Annotated in this window: 20 protein-coding genes; 11 read left to right on the plus strand and 9 right to left on the minus strand. The window is 67.2% G+C overall.

Annotated features, from left to right (window positions below):
- Positions 1-286: 286 nt before the first annotated feature.
- Entirely contained in the window at positions 287-667 is a 381-nt protein-coding gene (locus ABZS69_RS31920; protein ID WP_355379265.1) for a GNAT family N-acetyltransferase, read from the minus strand.
- A 10-nt stretch (positions 668-677) separates the two neighbouring features.
- Positions 678-1,940: a transposase gene (locus tag ABZS69_RS31925; RefSeq protein WP_355379032.1), complete on the minus strand. Its 1,263-nt coding sequence runs from the start codon at positions 1,938-1,940 to the stop codon at positions 678-680.
- A gap of 23 nt (positions 1,941-1,963) precedes the next feature.
- On the opposite strand from ABZS69_RS31925, the gene tnpA reads away from it, so the two are divergent.
- Positions 1,964-2,392, plus strand: coding sequence for an IS200/IS605 family transposase (tnpA, locus tag ABZS69_RS31930; RefSeq protein WP_355379033.1), 429 nt, complete (start codon positions 1,964-1,966; stop codon positions 2,390-2,392).
- A gap of 110 nt (positions 2,393-2,502) precedes the next feature.
- Here the strand turns inward: tnpA and ABZS69_RS31935 are convergent, their stop codons facing one another.
- Entirely contained in the window at positions 2,503-6,039 is a 3,537-nt protein-coding gene (locus tag ABZS69_RS31935; RefSeq protein WP_355379034.1) for a WD40 repeat domain-containing protein, read from the minus strand.
- A gap of 463 nt (positions 6,040-6,502) precedes the next feature.
- Here ABZS69_RS31935 and ABZS69_RS31940 point away from each other — a divergent pair, with 463 nt between their 5' ends.
- Together ABZS69_RS31940 and ABZS69_RS31945 are read left to right on the plus strand one after the other, a co-directional pair.
- Positions 6,503-6,754, plus strand: a complete 252-nt coding sequence (locus ABZS69_RS31940; protein ID WP_355379035.1) for a hypothetical protein — start codon at positions 6,503-6,505, stop codon at positions 6,752-6,754.
- Between the two features lie 171 nt (positions 6,755-6,925).
- On the plus strand, positions 6,926-7,303 hold the full coding sequence (locus ABZS69_RS31945) for an STAS domain-containing protein (protein ID WP_355379036.1): 378 nt from the start codon (positions 6,926-6,928) through the stop codon (positions 7,301-7,303).
- Between the two features lie 45 nt (positions 7,304-7,348).
- Here the strand turns inward: ABZS69_RS31945 and ABZS69_RS31950 are convergent, their stop codons facing one another.
- The 3 genes from ABZS69_RS31950 to ABZS69_RS31960 all read right to left on the minus strand — a co-directional run bounded on the left by ABZS69_RS31950 (position 7,349) and on the right by ABZS69_RS31960 (position 9,903).
- Positions 7,349-7,861 carry a hypothetical protein gene (locus tag ABZS69_RS31950; RefSeq protein WP_355379037.1) on the minus strand — a complete coding sequence of 171 codons (513 nt, stop codon included), beginning with the start codon at positions 7,859-7,861 and terminating at the stop codon, positions 7,349-7,351.
- A gap of 121 nt (positions 7,862-7,982) precedes the next feature.
- Positions 7,983-8,552 carry a nicotinamidase gene (locus ABZS69_RS31955; RefSeq protein WP_355379038.1) on the minus strand — a complete coding sequence of 190 codons (570 nt, stop codon included), beginning with the start codon at positions 8,550-8,552 and terminating at the stop codon, positions 7,983-7,985.
- Between the two features lie 61 nt (positions 8,553-8,613).
- Positions 8,614-9,903 (minus strand): nicotinate phosphoribosyltransferase, encoded by a 1,290-nt coding sequence (locus ABZS69_RS31960; RefSeq protein ID WP_355379039.1) that lies wholly within the window; start codon positions 9,901-9,903, stop codon positions 8,614-8,616.
- A gap of 40 nt (positions 9,904-9,943) precedes the next feature.
- Between ABZS69_RS31960 and clpS the strand changes: the two genes are divergently transcribed.
- The 5 genes from clpS to ABZS69_RS31985 all read left to right on the plus strand — a co-directional run bounded on the left by clpS (position 9,944) and on the right by ABZS69_RS31985 (position 12,563).
- Entirely contained in the window at positions 9,944-10,237 is a 294-nt protein-coding gene (gene clpS / locus ABZS69_RS31965) for an ATP-dependent Clp protease adapter ClpS (RefSeq protein WP_355379040.1), read from the plus strand.
- Between the two features lie 28 nt (positions 10,238-10,265).
- Positions 10,266-10,790: a DUF2017 domain-containing protein gene (locus ABZS69_RS31970; protein WP_355379041.1), complete on the plus strand. Its 525-nt coding sequence runs from the start codon at positions 10,266-10,268 to the stop codon at positions 10,788-10,790.
- A gap of 9 nt (positions 10,791-10,799) precedes the next feature.
- The gene (locus tag ABZS69_RS31975; protein ID WP_355379042.1) at positions 10,800-11,201 is read left to right on the plus strand and encodes a M67 family metallopeptidase; all 402 of its coding nucleotides are present in this window, start codon (positions 10,800-10,802) and stop codon (positions 11,199-11,201) included.
- Between the two features lie 140 nt (positions 11,202-11,341).
- The gene (locus ABZS69_RS31980; RefSeq protein ID WP_185071430.1) at positions 11,342-11,614 is read left to right on the plus strand and encodes a MoaD/ThiS family protein; all 273 of its coding nucleotides are present in this window, start codon (positions 11,342-11,344) and stop codon (positions 11,612-11,614) included.
- A 1-nt stretch (position 11,615) separates the two neighbouring features.
- Positions 11,616-12,563, plus strand: a complete 948-nt coding sequence (locus tag ABZS69_RS31985) for a cysteine synthase (RefSeq protein ID WP_355379044.1) — start codon at positions 11,616-11,618, stop codon at positions 12,561-12,563.
- 57 nt (positions 12,564-12,620) lie between these two features.
- Here ABZS69_RS31985 and ABZS69_RS31990 read toward each other — a convergent pair whose 3' ends face one another.
- Complete coding sequence (locus tag ABZS69_RS31990; protein WP_355379266.1) at positions 12,621-14,558, minus strand: DUF3352 domain-containing protein; 1,938 nt, start codon at positions 14,556-14,558, stop codon at positions 12,621-12,623.
- A gap of 85 nt (positions 14,559-14,643) precedes the next feature.
- Positions 14,644-14,970 carry a hypothetical protein gene (locus ABZS69_RS31995; protein ID WP_355379045.1) on the minus strand — a complete coding sequence of 109 codons (327 nt, stop codon included), beginning with the start codon at positions 14,968-14,970 and terminating at the stop codon, positions 14,644-14,646.
- A 110-nt stretch (positions 14,971-15,080) separates the two neighbouring features.
- Here ABZS69_RS31995 and ABZS69_RS32000 point away from each other — a divergent pair, with 110 nt between their 5' ends.
- The 3 genes from ABZS69_RS32000 (at position 15,081) to ABZS69_RS32010 (ending at position 17,661) form a co-directional block, all read left to right on the plus strand.
- Positions 15,081-15,872, plus strand: a complete 792-nt coding sequence (locus ABZS69_RS32000) for a thioesterase family protein (RefSeq protein WP_355379046.1) — start codon at positions 15,081-15,083, stop codon at positions 15,870-15,872.
- A 104-nt stretch (positions 15,873-15,976) separates the two neighbouring features.
- Positions 15,977-16,912 (plus strand): glutamate racemase, encoded by a 936-nt coding sequence (gene murI / locus ABZS69_RS32005; RefSeq protein ID WP_355379047.1) that lies wholly within the window; start codon positions 15,977-15,979, stop codon positions 16,910-16,912.
- Positions 16,909-17,661, plus strand: coding sequence for an MBL fold metallo-hydrolase (locus ABZS69_RS32010; RefSeq protein ID WP_355379048.1), 753 nt, complete (start codon positions 16,909-16,911; stop codon positions 17,659-17,661). The genes murI and ABZS69_RS32010 overlap by 4 nt, the downstream gene beginning before the upstream one ends.
- Here the strand turns inward: ABZS69_RS32010 and ABZS69_RS32015 are convergent.
- Positions 17,646-18,899, minus strand: coding sequence for an MFS transporter (locus tag ABZS69_RS32015; RefSeq protein WP_355379049.1), 1,254 nt, complete (start codon positions 18,897-18,899; stop codon positions 17,646-17,648). The genes ABZS69_RS32010 and ABZS69_RS32015 overlap by 16 nt on opposite strands.
- Positions 18,900-18,931 lie beyond the last annotated feature (32 nt).

Below are 18,931 nucleotides of genomic sequence, written 5' to 3' on the forward strand. Positions count from 1 at the left end.
ACTGGCCTGGCCCCACTGCGCACGCTGTCTCACCAGCCAGGTCATACCGTGATGACGATCACCACAGCAACCCAGCGATCTTCAAACAACTTCATATGCGGAAAACGGGGCTAGCCGGGCGCCGGGCGAAGCAGTCGGCTTTGTTGGCGGTTCCGCCAACGGCGTCGGCGTGTCCCGGGGGGCGGCTGACGGCACGTTGGCGTGGGGTTGACGTGCGGTTCGGCCGACAGGGCGTTGGCGGGGGCGAGGTGTGATTCGGCCGGTGGGGCGGATGCTCCAATGGATGTCAGCCGAGCTTTCTGACGAGGATGCGGCACAGCTCGGGCCGGAGTTCGAGCCCGCCGTTGGGGTGGTAGACGACGTCGGTGGTGGCCACCTCGCCGTGCGGCCATTCGGCGTAGCCGCGGCGTACGTACAGCCTCAGCGCGTCGGGGTTGTCCAGGCCCACGCCGAGGGCGACCTGGTCGTGGCCGTCGGCCAGGAGCCGCTCCTCGGCGGCCCAGAGCAGCGCGGTGCCGATGCCCTGGTTGCGCATCCAGGGCACGACCTCCAGATGCGTGAGCAGCGCCACCCCCGGAGATAGGAGGAGAGGAGATATCGATATAGAACCAGTCCTCGTTTTGAACTCCTCCCCGGCCTGAAGACTGAAGGCCGGAGATTCTCCCATCGCGTCGCGGTCAAGCGGCGCGCGGGGGTTGACGCTTCGCAGACCGGGCAGCCCCGAGGTCTCCACGTCCTGACACCACAGTTCCTGCGGCGTTGCGAATGTTGATCGCGGCGTTGGTGTCGGCGTGGCCGGTCCACCCGCACGCGGGGTTGGCGCACGAGAACCGGATGCCGTCCCGGGAGGCCGCGTCGCGGTGCCCGCACCGGTGGCAGGTCTGCGACGTGCCCGGGGCGGGGACCTTCACCACCAGCCCGCCGCGATCACGGGTTTTGTACTCCAGCAGGGTGATCGTGCGGCCCCACGCCTCGCCGGTGATGGCGCGGTTCAGCCCTGCCTTCTGCGCCACGTTCCGGCCGGGTCGTTCGATCGTGCCCTTGGCCGAGCGGACCATGTTCGTGATGTTCAGATCTTCCACCACGACCACGCTGAAGGTGTCGGCGAGTTCGGTGGTGGTCTGGTGCTGCCAGTTGACCGCTCGGCGCTTGGCTGTCGCGCGGAGCCTGGCCATCTGGGCGTAGGTGCGGGCCAGCCGATGAGAGATCGGCTGTCCGGGGGGACGGGCAGCGCGCCTGCGGGCGGATTTCTTCTCCAGGCGGCGCAGGTGTTCACGCTCACCGCTGGTGAGCCAGGGGCCGTGCTCGCGCATGCTGTGGTCCGACAACGCCAAGGCGACGGTGATCCCCCGGTCGATCCCCACAGCCGGACCAGGACGGCTGTTGGTGACCGGGGCGGCCATGGTCTGGGTCCGGAACACGATCTGCCAGCCGAAGGCGTGCTTGACCAGCCGGGCTCCGGTGATCCGCCCGGCCGGGCCGCTCTTGGTGAGGCCGGGCAGGTCCTTGGTCCACCGAAACCGCACCCGCCCGATCTTGGGCAGGTTGACCGCGCCCCATCGCCGGTTGATTTGCTTGATCTGCAGGTCGCGGGCCTGGGGCACGTCGACGGCCGGCCGGGATCGGAACCGGGCCTTGAACGTCGGGCGTTGGGCGGGGTGCTCAGGGTTAAAGAAGCTGGCCCACGCCTGCCGGTAGGTCTTCAGCACCGCCTGAGCCGCCTGGGCGGGCAGTTGGCTCATCCAGTCGATCTCACGACGAGCCGCCCGGATCGCCTCGTCGCATTCCTTTAACGTCGCGAACCGGCCCTGCCGGAAGGTGAAGTACTCGTGCAGCAGGTTCCACAGCGCGCGGGCGGTGTGCGCCTGCCGGTCGAGCACCGCTGCCTGGGCCGCGCTTAGCTCCAGGCGGGCCACATGCGCCCGCGTCACCGTCTCCACACCGTGATCGTATCGTTTGGTTTATGTCACCGAGATGGAAACCGAATCCCGATGTACGCACAGGGCGGCAGGTCGTCCACCACCTTCATGCCGATTTGGTCTTTGTCACTAAGTATCGGCGTGGGGCCTTCACCGACCCGATGCTGATCCGATGCGAACAGATCATGCGGGAGGTCTGCGCCGACTTCGAGGTCGAACTTCGCGAGTTCAACGGCGAGGACGACCACGTCCACCTGTTGGTCCACCATCCGTCCAAGGTCGCCTTGTCCAAGCTGGTCAACTCGCTGAAGGGGGTCTCGGCTCGGATGCTGCGCAAGGAGTTCGGCGTCCACCTCCGCAAGCACCTGCAGGGTGATCATTTCTGGTCCGGCTCCTACTTCGCCGGGTCGGTTGGCGGCGCCCCGCTGACCGTTCTCAAGCAGCACATCGAGCAGCAGAAACGACCCACCTGAGCCAGGTGAACGCCGATCCGTCTGGCGGCGAATCGAGACACAGAACTCCTCGTCGATGACGTCAACGCGGCTGAGCGCGGCATGCAGCGAATTTCTCAACGGACATCCGATCAGGCTTCGCCGGTAGCCGGTAGCAGATGCGAGCGTCGCTCTTGCTCAGTAAGGGATCTGAACGCCCTGGTCCTTGCTCGGGCCTTGAGCTCGTCGAGATCCACCCTGGATTTCCAGACCCGGGCAGTGCCATCGTAGGAGCCGGAGATGACACAACTGCTGTCGGGACTCCATGCGACTGATGTCGCTTTGTCGCGATGGACCCCAATGACACCGACTTCTGTATGGGTATGTGCGTCCCAGAGCCTGATCGTGCTGTCGTGGGAAGCCGTCGCGATGTGTGCGCCATCGGGGGACCACGAGACGGCATGAACACGATCTTGGTGGCCGGACATCACAGCGACCTGTTCGCCTGTGGCGACATTCCACACCCTTAGTGTCCGATCGGCCGATCCTGTAACCACGAAACGGTCGTCAGGCGACCACGCAACCGAGTCGACCCAACTCTCGTGACCACTGAGGATTCGTATGTCCTGATGGGTAGCAACGTCCCAGATGCGGGCAGTGCGATCGTCGGACGCCGACGCCAGGAACCGGCCGGACCTCGACCATGCGATGTCCACTACCCAGTCCTTGTGTCCGGACAGCACCTGCGTCTGAGTTCCATCGACCGTGCTCCAGAGCCTGATGACATTGTCTCGCCCAGCGACTGCGGCGACATCGCCCGACAAGGCCACAGCCTCCGCAATGCCGTCGGTGCAGGGCAGCACATGCCTAATCTCAGGATTGCTCTCCAAGCCGTGCCAGATGCGGGCGGTCCGATCTTTGGAACAGGTGAGCACCATGCCGTCCGCCACGGCCATGCCCATGACAGCGTCCTGGTGCTCGTGGAGGACGTGTACGGATTCGCCGGTCGCGATATCCCACACCCGGACTGTCTGATCGTCACTGCAGGTAACAGCGAGCTCTCGTTGATCATCCGCCAGAGGTGGCAAAAACAGCGCGCGCCGAACCGGAGCAGCATGTCCTGTGAGGAGCACTTGTTCGGCACCTCGTGGATTCACGGTCCAGGTGCGGAGCGAGCCGTCGTCCGAGGCGGTGGCGACCTGGGCACCATCGGGTGACCAGCAAATGTCGAATACGTCTCCACTGTGCCCGTGTAGCGCGACGATCTCGGCTGCGTTCTCAGGGTTCCAGATGCGCGCTGTCCGATCGGCTCCGCACGTGGCCAGTCGATCTCCGTGGGGAGACCATTGAACGCCCCACACGCTGTCGCTGTGCCCGCGGATGAGCAACACCTGCCTACCCGAGGCGACGTCCCATATCCGTGCGCTTTGGTCGCTGGAGGCCGAGGCGATCCGCGAGCCATCGGGAGACCAGGAGATGCCCTCGACAAGATCCTGATGTCCCTCCAACACCAGCGCTTCTCCCGTGGCGAAATCCCAGATTCGGATCGTACGATCATGGGAGCAGCTTGCGAGCCGGCTTCCGTCTGGGGAGAAGGCCACGGCGAAGACGTGGTCCCGATGCCCTGTGAACTCACGGTCTATCTCACCCCTGGCGACATCCCACACGCGGACCGTCTGATCGGCTCCGCATGCGATCTGCCGGCCATCCGGCGACCATTGAACCGCCCGGATCACATCGTTCGGTTGGCTCAGTGTGGAGGCCAGCGCTCCCTCAGTAGTCCAGATTCGGATGATGCCGTCTCTGGACGCGGTTGCCAGGTGCGTGGAGTCAGGCGCCCAGGCCACGGACTCTACTGTGCGTGTGTGTCCGCCAAGGACCGCGCCGCACGAACCGGTGGTGGTGTCCCAGATCCTCGCTGTGCTGTCGACCGACGTCGTTGCGATGCGTCGCCCATCCGGTGACCAAGCGAGTCGCCACAGGCTGTCGTTGTGGCCGACCATGACGTCGGCCAGATGGTTGAAGGCGAGCGAGGCGAACAGGGCACGGACGGCGTGGCCGGTCGGCGGACATTCCGACAGGGCGGCCAGTGCGAGAATGACGGCAAGATCCGGATGCTTCTCCACATTCGCGAGGACGTACTCGGCCACGCTTTCGGAGACCGAGCGGAGATAGGCCAGATCACGGCTTTTCGATTGATTGATGAACTCGTGGACCACCTCTGGCAGGTGCTCGCCGATGTGGTCGACCCATTGCAGGGCGAGTTGGAGTCGCTCACCGGTAAGCAGGTAATCGAATTTTCGCCCGGAATGCTGCCAGTCCATTGTCCAGCGCTCGAGCTCGGCACGTTGGCGGAGTTGCTCAGATCTCGCCTCCACCTCTTGGCGCAGCGGAGGCCATTGCCGGAACAGGGCCTCATGGGCCACCTGGGCGACGGCGCTGCCGTTCGTCAGATCGGTCACCAAGAGTCGGGCGTCGACAAAGGAGTCGACGACCCTGCGTTCGGCGGTGGACAAGGGGGCGAGGGGCACGATCCGGCGAGTGACCTGGGCCCCGTCCGTTGTCACGAAACGGAAGAGCACGTTGAGAATCGTCGACATATCCTCCTCGCCCCGCAGATCGAGCAGCACTTGATCAGCCTGACGTGCCAGAGCTCCGGAGACTCCGCCCAACCTCACGTAGTCCTCAACGGTCACGATTCGGCCGGGCCCCACGGCGAAGTAGAGCTCCTGCAACAGGTAAGCGAGGAGCGGAAGTGCGTCACTCGTCCCCGTGTCCTCGACGATCTTGGCGACCAGGCCGGGAGCGAACTTCATCTCGGCCAGGGCTGCAGGTTCTTCGATGACCATTCGCAGGTCGGCGCGGGTGATGGCGCCGAGCGCCAGAGGATGACCGAACAAGGAGGCATGGGACGTCTCGAGGAAATTACGCAGGAACTCTATTCGAGCCGTGCCGACCACCCAAAGACGGCGGTCGGCTGCCAATGCCTCGGCGATGAGGGTGAGAAAGGCCTCTCGGTCATGACCGCCGGACAGAGTGAACAACTCCTCCATCTGGTCGATCATAAGAAGGACGCGTCCGAGGCGGCGCCCCTTTTGCTGTCGCACCTGAGTGATTAACTGTGCAAGGGAGCTGCTGTCGTTGCGCAACTTACTGACCGTGTGGCGTAGGTCCAGCCCTTCGTCGGCCAAAGCCGTGGCCAGTGAGCCGACTGGATCGGTTTTCGGCGAAACAGTGGGCAGGATGATCCACTTTCTGGATCGGAGGCGTGGCAGCAGTCCGGCATGCACCAGAGAAGATTTTCCGCTGCCCGAGGCGCCCACAACGACCACGAAGGCCTCATCGTGTCCGGCATGTAGGCGCTTGATAAGTTCATTTGCCTGATCATCCCGACCGAAGAAGACAGATGCCTCAGTCTCCGTAAAAGCCTCCAGTCCTGGGTACGGGATCTGAGTCGCGTCCCACTGTCGACGAGGCGCAGGCGGATGTTCCATTCGATATATAACAATATGTCCCAGGATCAGAAGGAGGACCAGTGCACCCATGATCGGCAGTGCGCCTTTTTGAATGACCTGATTAAGGGCTGAGTCGGCTTGGTCGGCGGCGAGGTTTTGAGCCACGCCGAGCAACGCGGCGACGAGAATGACAATAATATTGAAACTCAGAGAAGTCCACTGTCGCCTGTCCATGGGCTCAACCGATCTCGCCATGCATGTGCGATATGGAATGAATGAGGTGGTCGGGAGGAGGATTTGAGCTCTGATTGATGGCATGGCCTAGGCGGATGAGTTCGCGATGATTGTCGCGCCCGTCCAGCAGTGTCCGTGTCCGCGAGAAGGCTCCTGCGGGAGGCATTATGACTCCAATTCCGGCATGGTGCAGTCGGGGGGGAGCTTCATTGGATCAGTGTGCTGCACGATCTGTAGAGGAGCAATGCTGGAGGTCGTTGACCGCCAGCTGATCGCCAGGCTCTGCCTGGCCACTCGCCGCGCAATTGACGCTACGCAGGACGACATGCAGGCACAACTGTAACTTGAGGATTGGTCGGTTTCCGGCTATATGGCCGCGAATCCTGACCGGGTGATCGCGGCCGGGGGAAAGACGAAGCGCCTACTGGTGCGGCGGGTGCCTCTGCGTCCTTGAGGAGCGCGCGTGGCACATCGAATCAGAGAAACATCTGTGCCAAAGCCGGCCCAGCGGCTGCACCTCGATGGCGATGCCCAACTCAACCGGAACCAGAGCGTGAGCTCTACCTGCTGGAGATCTTGGTCGTACCGGGTGGCGGCCATCCGCTGGATGGTGAAGCGGACGAGCGTCGTCATGGTGATCAGTGGCACGGGGGCTCTGGTGATCGTCCTGACCGTGCTGCTCGCCGCCTATGTGATCGCCTTCGGGGCAGCCTGAGGGAGCCGTCGCGCGCGGCGCTCCGCCCCCCGGCGCTGCGCGGGCCGGTCGCCCGTGACGATGGGTGACTCTGTGCGTTTGGCCACAGAACCATGCCCATCTGTTAGAAACTCGACGGAAGAGGCAACAACCACTCTTGGCTTGTCTCGGGAACGCAGAAGGACTTTGCCCATGTCGTCTGAGGTCACCAGAAAGCCGACGCTGAGCGTGACTTCCGGCCTCTCTCGAAACGCCATCATCGTCAAGCTCGAAGGCGAGCTCGACGTCAACGCCCTGCAGGTGCTGCGCGAGCACCTCGCACCCGTCTGGGCCCTTCCCCCCAAGCCCTTCCTGATCCTGGACCTGGGCGAGCTCTCGTTCTGCGACTCCATGGGGATGAACGAGCTCGTCGGCGTCATGCAGCGATGCGAGTCGAGAGGGACCCGGCTGCTGCTCGGAGGGGTCCAGGGGGTCGTGGCCAGGGTGTTGTCGATCACCGGGCTGCGGCACGCGTTCGAGGTCTTCGCGCGGCTCGACGACGCGCTGAGGCTCGCCGTGGCCAAGCCCTGAGGCGCGGCCCCTCCCGCGGCCCCTCCGGGGGAGCCGCCCCTGGCGCTACGCCTGAGGGATGCGTCGCCCGGTGCGGCCGTCGGTGAGGACGTATTCCGGATTTTCTCGCATGGGAAGCCTCAGCGCCGCCGTGCCGCTCTTGACGTGCACGGGCAGCGTGAACACGTGCTGATGGTGCCCCGGGAGCACGGCCAGGCGGCTGCCGACGCCCGGGCCCTCGTACAGCCACAGGCGCAGCCTGCGCCCCTCGGCCCGGACCACGACCGCGGCCGCGCCGCACTCTCGCGGCTCCGCCGCCCAGGTCAGCACGATCTCGTGGCCCAGCTTGGCCGAGTGGGGGACCGGGACGCGCTCCTGGCAGGCGGCGACGACGTTGGCCACGATCGCCGGAGGGGCGGGTACGGGCCGCTCCTCGGCGCCCATCGCGATCGTGCCGCCTTCCAGCAGCGCCAGCGTGACGAGCGCGGCCATCCGCTCGCCGGTGCTGCCCCGGATGAGCAGCCACAGGCAGAGAGGGCCGAGGACGAGCCAGGCCACACCCAAGGAGATGGCCAGCATGTATCTACCTCCCGCGAAAAGGAGTTTGTGACTCTCCGTATTACTACGGCTCCGGAGGGGGTTCGTCCTCTTGAATATCACATGAACTCAGTGTTGCCTACCGCATACACCTCGTGATCAGTCAGCCCATGACAGGGGCGCCCCGGAGGGTGGCGCCCGCGTCCTTCAGCTCCGCCAGCGCAACCTCCGTGGTCGTCGGGGCCACGCCGGCCGTCAGGTCCAGCAGCACCCGCACCGCCAGCCCGTGCTTGACCGCGTCGAGCGCCGTCGCGCGCACGCAGTGATCCGTGGCGATGCCCACGACGTCCACCTCGTGGACCCCGCGCTCCCTGAGCCACTCGGCGAGCGGGACGCCGTCGCCCGACAGGCCCTCGAACCCGCTGTACGCGGCCGCGTAGGCGCCCTTGCTGAACACCTCCTCCACCGCCGACACGTCGAACGACGGGTGGAAGTCCGCCCCCGGGGTCCCGGCCACGCAGTGGGCCGGCCAGGTGGAGACGTAGTTGGGCGATTCGGCGAAGTGGTCGCCGGGCGAGACGTGGTAGTCGCGGGTCGCCACCACGTGGTCATAGCCGTGCTCGGCCACGTGGCGGGTGATCGCCGCCGCCACCTCCGAGCCGCCGGCCACGGGCAGGCTGCCGCCCTCGCAGAAGTCGTTCTGCACATCGACGATGATCAGTGCGATCCCCATATTCAGCACTCTAATGACCGGGCCCGCGCACCGGCCCGCCCGCCCCGGCCCGGCGGGCGCGTCAGGCGAACTCCGTGGGGATGGCCGCGTACCCCCTGCCGAGGTGCAGGGCCTCCTGGGGGAGGCTGGCGACGGCGGCGGCGTGGCGATCGCGGGCGGCCGACAGGGGCTCGCCGCCCACGACCTGCCCGTCGCGCACGAGTTCGTGCAGCAGGGGGATGCCGTCCTCGGGGGCCAGGCCGCCGGTGGTGATCAGCTCGGTCTCCACGATGCCCGCGTCGTCCAGGAGCCGGTACGCCTGCTTGCGGCCCCCGCGCGACGGCTTGCCCACCGAGCGCTTGGCCACGGCCTCCAGCTTCCCCGTGGCCGTCTCCCTGGCCACCAGCTTGTACACCAGGGCCGCCGTGGGCACGCCGGACCCGGTCACCAGGGACGTGCCGACGCCGTAGCCGTCGACGGGGGCGGCGGCGAGCGCGGCGATGGCGTACTCGTCCAGGTCGGAGGTGACCAGGATGCGGGTCTCGAAGGCCCCGAGCGAGTCGAGCTGCTCGCGCACCTCCTGCGCGGCGGCGGCCAGGTCGCCGGAGTCGATGCGGACCGCGCCCAGCTCGGGCCCCGCCAGCTCCACGGCCGTGCGCACCGCCTCGGTCACGTCGTACGTGTCCACCAGCAGCGTCGTCTTGCGGCCGAGCGAGGCGATCTGGGCCTCGAACGCCGCCTTCTCCGAGTCGTGCAGCAACGTGAACGCGTGCGCCGCCGTGCCGGCTGTGGGCACGCCGTAGACGTACCCGGCCATGAGGTTTGAGGTGGAGGCGAAACCCGCGATGTACGCGGCCCGGGCGGCGGCCACGGCGGAGCTCTCGTGGGTGCGGCGCGAGCCCATCTCGATGAGCGGCCGCTTGCCCGCGGCGTTGGTCATGCGGGAGGCGGCTGAGGCGATGGCGCAGTCGTGGTTCAGAATCGACAGCGTGAGGGTCTCCAGCAGCACGGCCTCGGCGAAGGTCCCCTCCACGATCATGATCGGGGAGGCGGGGAAGTAGAGGTCGCCCTCGCGGTAGCCGTAGACGTTCCCGGAAAACCGGTAATCGGCGAGAAACGCCAGAGTGTCCTCGTCGACGACATGCTTCTCCCGCAAATAGGTGAGTTCTTCCTCACCAAAACGGAAGCGTTCCAGCTCGTCCAGGACACGCCCTGTCCCGGCGACAACCCCGTAGCGCCTGCCACCTGGCAGATGTCTGGCGAACACCTCGAAAACGGCGCGCCTGTGCGCCGCTCCGCTCCGTAGCGCCGCCTGCAGCATCGTCAGCTCATAGTGATCTGTGAGCAACGCAGTGCTCATGGTCATTGTCACGACTCGAAGACTACGGCCCAGATAGGGCAGACTCGGGGATGTGGGTAGCACCGCTCCAATCGCCGTTGAGCGTCCGTCATCGGACGTCCGACCCGATCTGCCATGGGTGACCATCGTCTGGAACGACCCGGTCAACCTCATGTCCTACGTGACCTATGTCTTCCAAACGGTCTTCGGCTACACGAAGGAGAAGGCCGAGAAACTCATGCTGGACGTACACCAGAAGGGCAAGGCCGTCGTGTCCAGTGGCACGCGGGAAGAGATGGAACGCGATGTGCAGATTCTCCACTCCTACGGCCTGTGGGCGACGCTCCAGCCGGACTCGGTCAAGTGAGGCACATGAGGTCAGTGAGGCGGCGAGGGTGACATCGGGGTTCTCGCCGGGCAAGACCGGCGGCGTCGTCGCGGAGTTCGAGGCCGCGGAGGTCTCGCTCCTGCGCTCGCTCGTGTCGATGATGCTGGGCATCGTGGAGCCGGGGCGGACCAGCGACGACCCGCTGGAGCGGGCGCTGGGCATCGGTGGGGGAGAGGCGCCGTCCGACCCGGTGCTGGCCAGGCTGTTCCCGTCGGCGTACGAGGACGCGAAGGACTCGATGGAGTTCCGCCGCTACACCGAGGCCACGCTGCGTGACGGCAAGCGGGCCGACGCGCAGACCGTGTTCGACACCGCCAGGTCGGGCCGCGCCGAGCTCACGCCCGAGCAGGCCCAGGCCTGGCTGCGCTCGCTCAACGACGTGCGCCTGACGCTCGGCACCAAGCTCGACGTGACCGAGGAGGTCCACGACGAGATCGCCGTGATGTCCGAGGACGACCCCCGCTACCCCGCCTATCTCACCTACGACTGGCTGACCTACCTCCAGGACAGCCTGGTCCGAGCCCTCTGGTAGCTTCCGGGCATGCTGTCGATCTCGCAGGAACTGGTGGACAAGATCGTCGCCCATGCCCGCGCCGACCACCCCGACGAGGCGTGCGGGGTGATCGCGGGCAAGGACGATGTCCCCGAGCGGTTCGTCCCCATGGACAACGCTGAACGCTCGCCCACCTTCTACCGCTTCGACTCGATGGAGCAGCTGCGCGTCTGGCGTGAGATGGACGACCGCGACGAGGAGCCCGTCGTGATCTACCACTCCCACACGGCCACCGAGGCGTACCCGTCACGCACCGACGTGTCCTACGCCTCCGAGCCGAACGCCCACTACGTCCTGGTCTCCACGCGGGACGAGGCCGAGGTGGAGTTCCGCTCGTACCGCATCCTCGACGGAGTGATAACCGAGGAAGAGGTAAGGTTTCTCCCATGATGGTCAGGCCGGTGCAGAGCTTTCTGTTCGCGCACACTCCGGCTGTCGTCGTTTACGACTGTCAGTAGCCCGGAATCCGCATTCAGCCGTCGGCGTTGCTGCCGATGGGACGACGACCTGATCTGAGGAGACTGAGGGCGATGGCCATCGAGGTTCGCATTCCGACCATCCTGCGTAACTACACCGGCGGCGCCAAGGCCGTCGACGCCGAGGGCGCCACCCTCGAAGAGCTGATCAGCAATCTTGAGTCGCGCCACCCGGGCATCAAGGAGCGTCTGGTCGACGCGGGCAGCCTGCGCCGCTTCGTCAACGTCTACCTGAACGACGAGGACGTGCGCTTCCTGGGCGGCCTGGGCACACCGCTGTCCGACGGCGACACGGTCACCGTGCTGCCTGCCGTCGCCGGCGGGTGACATGCGGTTCGAATCGCTGATCGACTCGGTCGGCCGCACCCCGCTCGTGGGGCTGCCGCGGCTGTCGCCCTCCGCCGACGTGCGGATCTGGGCCAAGCTCGAAGACCGCAACCCGACCGGGTCGATCAAGGACAGGCCCGCCCTGTGGATGATCCAGGAGGCCGAGAAGGACGGCCGGCTCACGCCCGGCTGCACGATCCTCGAGCCCACCAGCGGTAACACGGGCATCTCGCTCGCCATGTCGGCCAAGCTCAAGGGCTACAAGCTGATCTGCGTGATGCCCGAGAACACCTCGGAGGAGCGCCGTCAGCTCCTGCGCATGTGGGGCGCGGAGATCATCTCCTCGCCCGCGGCGGGCGGCTCCAACGAGGCCGTCCGCGTGGCCAAGGAGCTGGCGGCCCAGAATCCCTCCTGGGTCATGCTCTACCAGTACGGAAACCCGGCCAACTGGCGCTCGCACTACGAGAGCACCGGCCCGGAGATCCTTGAGGACCTGCCCACCGTCACCCACTTCGTGGCCGGGCTCGGCACGACGGGCACGCTGATGGGCGTCGGGCGGTTCCTGCGCGAGCGGGTGCCGGACGTGCAGATCGTCGCCGCCGAGCCCCGTTACGGCGAGCTGGTCTACGGGCTGCGCAACGTGGACGAGGGCTTCATCCCCGAGCTCTACGACGAGTCCGTGCTGACCACCCGCTTCTCCGTGGGCTCGGCCGACGCGCTGCGGCGCACGCGCGAGCTGCTGGCCTCCGAGGGCATCTTCGCCGGGGTCTCGACGGGCGCGGCGCTGCACGCGGCGCTGGGCGTGGCCAAGAAGGCGGTCCAGGCGGGCGAGCGCGCCGACATCGTGTTCGTGGTGGCCGACGGCGGCTGGAAATACCTGTCCACGGGCGCCTACGAGGGCACCCTGGAAGAGGCGGAAGAGCGCCTCGACGGCCAGCTCTGGGCCTGACGACGACATCGAAAGAGGCGGCCGGTCCACGACCGGCCGCCTCTTTCACGTGAGCGCTCAGTTGAACAGGAGCCGCAGCGAGAACGTCGCCTCGCTGTCGGTCTGCGTGCCGCTCATCCCGACGGCCCGCAGCACCTGCAGGTTGGCCTTCTCGTCGCCCTGCATGGACTTGAGGTAGAGGTTCTCCACCTTGTCCAGGTCCACGAAGACCGCGTAGTTGGCGTCGCCCGCGTTGGGGATCGCCGTCTGGAACGTCTCCGAGTCGCCGAGCGTGCCCTCACCGGCCAGCTGCTTGGCGTACTCGTCGCTCGTCGCCACGGTGAAGACGCCGTCGCCGGAGACCTTGGCGATCTGCGGCGCGCCCTGGCCCTGGGAGGTCAGCGCCTGCTGGACCTTGTCGACGATGGCCTGCGCCTTGGCCGGGTCGGTGACGATGCGCACGCCGCCCTTGATCTGGTCGCCGTCCAGGCCCTGGCTGTCCACGGCGAGCGTGAAGTTCTTGCCGAAGATCGTGGCCAGGTCGCCGGGCAGCTGCAGCCCGAGCTGGCTCTGCGCCTGCTCCAGCATCTGCTTGACCTCGGTGCCGCCGGTCGCCGCGGCCTGCTTCTGGATCTGGTCCCACTGCTTGGTGACCATCTGGTCGAGGCCGGAGATCGACAGGGCGGCCGCCGTGGTGGCGGGCAGCGTGCCCAGGTTGGCCTTGGGCAGGTCACCCTCGGGGGTCATGCCCTTGGCGCCGCGCACGACGCCGGCGAGCTCGACGTACGCGCTGTCGAAGCGCAGCGCGCCGGCGAACCTGGCGTCCTTGATCTGCTCGACGGCCGCGGCCTGCTCGGCCGGGATCTCCTTCTTGGCCAGCTCCATGAGCCCGCCCATGTCGGCCCAGAACGACAGCACGCCCTGCTCGCCGACCGCGCTCATGTCGTCGGAGAACTCGGCGTTGTCCGCGAGGCTGCCCTCGGACTTCGCGAACTTGTCGGCCAGTTGCTGGGTCGAGCTCAGCAGCGCGTAGTCGTCGCGGAAGGCGAGGCCGTACTTCTCGCCCTTCATCAGCTTGGCGATGCCGGCCTTGGCCTGCGCCTCGTCCTTGATCTGGACGGCCACCGCGAAGTCGGGCTCGTCCTTGCCCGAGGGGACGGCGGCGAAGCCGACCCTGCTGCCCAGCCAGGGGTCGACGTCCTTGGCGAAGTCGACCTTGGAGTCGGAGTCGCCGTTGATCGTGTCGAACAGCGCCTTGCGCGGGTCCTCGCCGGTGAAGGAGTCCTTGGTGACCGTGAACTTCCTGGCGATCTGGAACAGCGCCAGCTTCTGGTTCGCGGCCGGGTCCAGGTCGAGCCGGGCGTAGGCGATCGAGTTGGCGGGCAGGACCTCGTTCGGCTGCGTGCCGCCGCCGCCGATGGCTCCCACGGCCCACACGGCGCCGCCGCCGAGCAGGATCACCGCGAGCGCGGCGGCCGCGGCGATGATCCAGGTCTTGCGGCCCTTCTTGGCCGGTTGCGCCGGGCCGAACCCCTCGGGCCCCTGCTGCTGCCAGCTGCCCTGGGCGTACTGGTCGTTCTGCCAACCCTGCTGCTCCTGCTGCCAGCCGCCCTGGGGCTGCTGGCCCTGCTGCTGCCAGCCCTGGCCCTGCTGCTCCTGCTGCCAGCCCTGCTGTGGTTGCTGCTGTTGCCAGCCGCCCTGTGCCTGCTGCTGGCCCTGCTGCCAGCTCTGCTGCTGGCCGTACGAGCCCTGCTGGCCGTAGCCGGCGTCATAAGCGGGCTGCTGCTGTTGCCCATAACCCTGCTGCTGCCCGTACCCCTGCTGCGGGTCGTACGGCTGCTGCCCGTGGGACGCCTGCTGGCCGTAGCCCCCCTGCTGGTAGGGCTGCTGCGGCGGGTACGGCTGTCCCGATGTCAGAGGCGTCGTCGGAGGGTTCTCCGGCTGCTGCCCCTGGTTCCAGTTGTACGCCGTGGTCCGGTCAGGATCCTGGCCATAGGGGGGATTATTCGCAGACATCACTCAACTCACAATGTGGACTTTGGACCACAGAGAAGTTAGCTGATGTTGCTAGACGGGCGCTTGCAATGTGCTGAAGTGAGATTCAGACCCTGCTGAGCTCCTTTCTGAGCGCATTGATGTGGACCTCGCCGCTTCCGTAGTCGATGACGCACGCCCACGGCACGAATGTGCAGCCCATATAGACCAGACGGGACAGCGTCCGGGTGAGCCAGGGCGGGCGGTCCTGGTTCTCCCGGGTGAGGCCGAGCAGCAGCGGCGCGCGGCGGCTGGAGACGATCAGCCCGTAGACGGTGTGGCTCTTCTGGAGTTCGCCCTTGTGCTTGACCACGCGGATGTCCACCACGTGGCCGACCCATATCCCATCCGAGTCCCAAACGGACTGACCGATGAGTTCGGTGACACTTGCCATGATCGAACTTTCTCAACCGAATCACGTTTTCGCAGGTAGGCACGCTGATAGGGGGATGCCATAGACTATGCGAGCGCTAGAACATAATTCCGGAGTTGAGGCAGGCGCGGATGACCAAGTTCGACGAGGCGACCCAGGTGATCAGGGTCGACGAGGGCACGTACGACGTGTGCCTCGACCCCGGATACGCGATCGGCGGCCCCCTCAACGGCGGCTACCTGATGGCCGTGATCCTGCGCGCGGCGGTGGACGCCTCGCCGTTCGAGCATCCGGTGAGCACGACGGCGCAGTTCCTGAAGGCGCCGGTGGCCGGGCCCGCGCAGGTCAGGATCGAGCCGCTCAAGGCGGGCAGGACGGCCGCGTTCGCCAGGGCCACGCTCGTGCAGGACGACATGGCGCACATCGAGGGGCTGATCACGACGGCCACCTTGAACGAGGTGGAGCCGATTTATGCAGAAAAATCGGCATACGACATGCCCGGCATCGAGGACTGCGCCAAGCTCCCCGCCCCCAGGCCCGAATCGGGCATGAACCTCAACGCCCAGATGGAGCTGCTCTTCGACCCGCCCACGATCGGCTGGCTGAAGGGCGAGCCCACCGGCCGGCCGGAGTCGCGGGCGTACTTCCGGATGGCCGAGCCCCAGGACCCGGACCCGTACGTGCTGGCGCTGGCCGTGGACGCGCTGCCGCCGGTGGTCTTCTCGGCGGGCGCGCGGGGCTGGGCGCCGACCGTGGACCTCACCTGGCACCTGCGGGCGCTGCCCGCGCCCGGCTGGCTCACGCTGCTCGGCAGCGGCCGGCTGATCTCGGACGGCTGGTTCGACGAGGAGGTCGAGGTACGCGACTCCACGGGCCGCCTGGTCGCCCAGTCGCGCCAACTCGCCCGGGTCGGACGCGGCTGACCGGCCCGGATGTGACCAACGCAACACCCGTCGCACGCCCATGTGTCCTACCTGTGAGGATTCTTACGCAGAGTTGATCGTGCAGGTCGCCTACCCTCTAGAGCGTGCCGGACGCGAGTATTGGGATCTTCGACAGCGGAGTCGGCGGCCTGACGGTCGCGCGCGCGATCATCGACCAGTTGCCGTATGAGTCCATCACGTACGTGGCCGACACGGCCCGCCAGCCGTACGGGCCGAAACGCATCGCGGAGGTCCGCGCCTACGCCCTGGAGGTGATGGACCACCTCGTCGAGCACGGCGTCAAGATGCTCGTGATCGCCTGCAACAGCGCCAGCGCCGCGGTGCTGCGCGACGCCCGCGAGCGCTACGACGTGCCGGTCGTCGAGGTGATCCAGCCCGCCACCCGGCGCGCGGTGCGGGCCACCCGTACGGGCAGGGTCGGCGTGATCGCCACGAAGGCCACCATCGAGTCCATGGCCTATCACGACGCCTTCACCGCGGCGCCCGACGTCCAGCTCACCGGCGTGGCCGCCCCACGCCTGGTGGAGTACGTCGAGCGCGGGGAGACGATGAGCGACGAGCTCATCGAGGTCCTGGGCGAGTATCTGGAGCCCATCAGGGCCGCCGGGTGCGACACCCTCATCCTCGGCTGCACCCACTACCCGCTGCTCACCGGCGCCATCTCCTATGTCGTCGGCGACGGTGTCACGCTCGTCTCCAGCGCCGAGGAGACGGCCAAGGACGTCTACCGGATCCTGCACGACCGCGATCTGGCGGCGGGAGGCGAGGCCACCCCCCGGCACCGCTTCCGCGCCACCGGCGACTCCCTGCTCTTCGCCCGGCTCGGGCGGCGTTTCCTGGGCCCGGAGATCGACGTGGTCGAAGTCGCACCAGTGGGGGGTACTACCTCTAACGGCCACTCGGCCGCGTCCGGACCGAGGAGCGACGGGAGCCTGGCGCCCAGAGCGACGAGGGAAGACACCGGGCCGGAGCGGCCGAGTCGCGACGCGGAGCGTCGCATCGGGAAGGAGCCCACATGAAGGTGACCATCGTCGGGTGCTCGGGCAGCTTCCCCGGGCCCGACAGCCCCGCGTCCTGCTACCTCCTGGAGGCGGACGGGTTCAAGATGCTGCTCGACCTCGGCAACGGGTCGCTCGGCGCGCTCCAACGCCACATCAGCCTGTACGACGTGGACGCGATCTGCCTGTCGCACCTGCACGCCGACCACTGTCTCGACCTCTGCTCCTACCACGTGGTCCGCACATACGGGCCCGGCGCGCCGCACCCCACCCTGCCCGTCTACGCGCCCGCCGACGCGCCGGTCCGGCTGTCGGCCGCGTACGGGATGCCGGACGAACCGGGTCTGGAGACCGCGTTCGACTTCGTGCCGCTGGCACCGGACTCGTTCGAGATCGGGCCGTTCACGCTGACCGCCGGGCTGGTCAACCACCCGGTCGAGGCGTACGGCTTCCGCGTGACCGGCGGCGGCCGGTGCGTGGCCTACTCCGGCGACACCGGGGAGTCGAGCGAGCTGGTGAAGCTGGCCACGGGCGCCGATCTGCTTTTGTGTGAGGCGTCGTTCGTGGAGGGCCCCGATCTGCCGCCCGACCTGCACCTGACCGGCCGCCAGGCCGCCCGGCACGCGGCCGAGGCCGGCGTCGGCCGGCTCGTGCTCACCCACCTCGTCCCGTGGAACGACCAGGGCACGGTGCTGGAGGAGGCGATGGGAGGCGGTTTCGACGGACCGATCGAGCTGGCCCGCAGCGGGGCGGTCTACGACCTGGCCTGAACCTTGGTGAAGTCGCGCATGCGGGGCAGCGGGGAGAACAGCAGCGGCAGGAAGGCCAGGAGCCGGGCCGTCATGATCACCCACAGGGCTTCCCGCACGCCGATCTGCTGGGCTAAGAGCCCGCCGAGCAGCGCGCCCAGCGGCATGATCCCCCAGGTGACGAACCTCGCCGACGCGTTGACCCGGCCGAGCAGGTGCTCGGGGGTCACCGTCTGCCGGTAGGTGATCTGGCCCACGTTCATCAATGTCGCGCTCCAAGTGAGCCCGATCGAAGTGATCGCGAAGCACACCACCCGCCAGTCGGCCTGCGTCATCGGCAGCAGCAGGCCGAAGGGTGCGCCCACGGTGACGGCCAGCCAGGTCATCCTGGCGGTGCCGAACCGCCTGGACAGCCAGGAGCCGGTCAGGCCGCCGATCAGGCCGCCGATGCCGCCCGACATGAGCAGCAGGCCGACGGCGCTGGGGGGCAGCTCGACCACCTTGGACAGGAACAGCACCGACAGGCCGAGCACGGCGCTGGTGCACAGGTTGGTGACCGCCGTCGCGGACACGAACATGCGCAGCAGCCGGTCGCGCCACACGTACGCGAGGCCCTCGCCGATGCCGCGCAGCAGCGGGGCGCGCTCGGTGAGGGCGGGCAGCTTGTCGGGGGCCTTGACCGTGCTCAGGAACAGCACCGAGGCGAGCGCGCCGAGCGCGGTGGCGAACAACGTGCGCGGCGCCCCCAGTAACTGCACCAGCGCGCCCCCCACGCCCGGCCCGGCCAGGAACGCGCCCGACCGCACGACCTCCAGCTTGGAGTTGCCGTCGCTGAGCTGTGCGGTGCCGACCAGCTCCGGCAGGTACGTCTGGTCCGCCACGTCGTTGAAGACCTGGGCCACCCCGGCCAGCAGCGCGACGGCGAACATCATGCCGATCGACAGCACTCCCAGCTCCGCCGCCAGCGGGATGCTGGCGAGCAGCAGGAACCTGGCCAGGTCGGATAACTGCATCACGCGCCGCCTGCGCATCCGGTCGACCCACACCCCCGCGGGCAGGCCGATCAGCAGGAACGCCGTCGTCTGCAGTGCCGACAGAACCCCGACCTCGACCGGACCCGCGTGCAGTGTGAGCACGGCCACCAGCGGAAGCGCAACACGGGAGATATTCGCCCCGAGTTCACTGGCCACATGCGAACCGAGGAACCGGAGGAAGTCAGGGTTTCGCAACACCCCCGTTGTCATTGCGTAAGGATCCATGTGTCAGACACATTTGGTCAAGAGTGTCGTGG

It is taken from the genome of Nonomuraea sp. NPDC005650 (genome assembly GCF_040605375.1).
GTDB lineage: Bacteria > Actinomycetota > Actinomycetes > Streptosporangiales > Streptosporangiaceae > Nonomuraea.

Coding starts and splice junctions, on each gene's coding strand:
- ABZS69_RS31945 (WP_355379036.1), top strand. CDS start 6,926: ATGTCGTCTGAGGTCACCAGAAAGCCGACGCTGAGCGTGACTTCCGGC.
- ABZS69_RS31955 (WP_355379038.1), bottom strand. CDS start 8,552: ATGGGGATCGCACTGATCATCGTCGATGTGCAGAACGACTTCTGCGAG.
- ABZS69_RS31975 (WP_355379042.1), top strand. CDS start 10,800: ATGCTGTCGATCTCGCAGGAACTGGTGGACAAGATCGTCGCCCATGCC.
- ABZS69_RS31985 (WP_355379044.1), top strand. CDS start 11,616: ATGCGGTTCGAATCGCTGATCGACTCGGTCGGCCGCACCCCGCTCGTG.
- ABZS69_RS32015 (WP_355379049.1), bottom strand. CDS start 18,899: ATGGATCCTTACGCAATGACAACGGGGGTGTTGCGAAACCCTGACTTC.
- ABZS69_RS31995 (WP_355379045.1), bottom strand. CDS start 14,970: ATGGCAAGTGTCACCGAACTCATCGGTCAGTCCGTTTGGGACTCGGAT.
- ABZS69_RS32000 (WP_355379046.1), top strand. CDS start 15,081: ATGACCAAGTTCGACGAGGCGACCCAGGTGATCAGGGTCGACGAGGGC.
- ABZS69_RS31980 (WP_185071430.1), top strand. CDS start 11,342: ATGGCCATCGAGGTTCGCATTCCGACCATCCTGCGTAACTACACCGGC.
- ABZS69_RS32010 (WP_355379048.1), top strand. CDS start 16,909: ATGAAGGTGACCATCGTCGGGTGCTCGGGCAGCTTCCCCGGGCCCGAC.
- ABZS69_RS31935 (WP_355379034.1), bottom strand. CDS start 6,039: ATGGACAGGCGACAGTGGACTTCTCTGAGTTTCAATATTATTGTCATT.
- ABZS69_RS31920 (WP_355379265.1), bottom strand. CDS start 667: ATGGGAGAATCTCCGGCCTTCAGTCTTCAGGCCGGGGAGGAGTTCAAA.
- ABZS69_RS31990 (WP_355379266.1), bottom strand. CDS start 14,558: ATGTCTGCGAATAATCCCCCCTATGGCCAGGATCCTGACCGGACCACG.
- tnpA (WP_355379033.1), top strand. CDS start 1,964: ATGTCACCGAGATGGAAACCGAATCCCGATGTACGCACAGGGCGGCAG.
- ABZS69_RS31950 (WP_355379037.1), bottom strand. CDS start 7,861: ATGCTGGCCATCTCCTTGGGTGTGGCCTGGCTCGTCCTCGGCCCTCTC.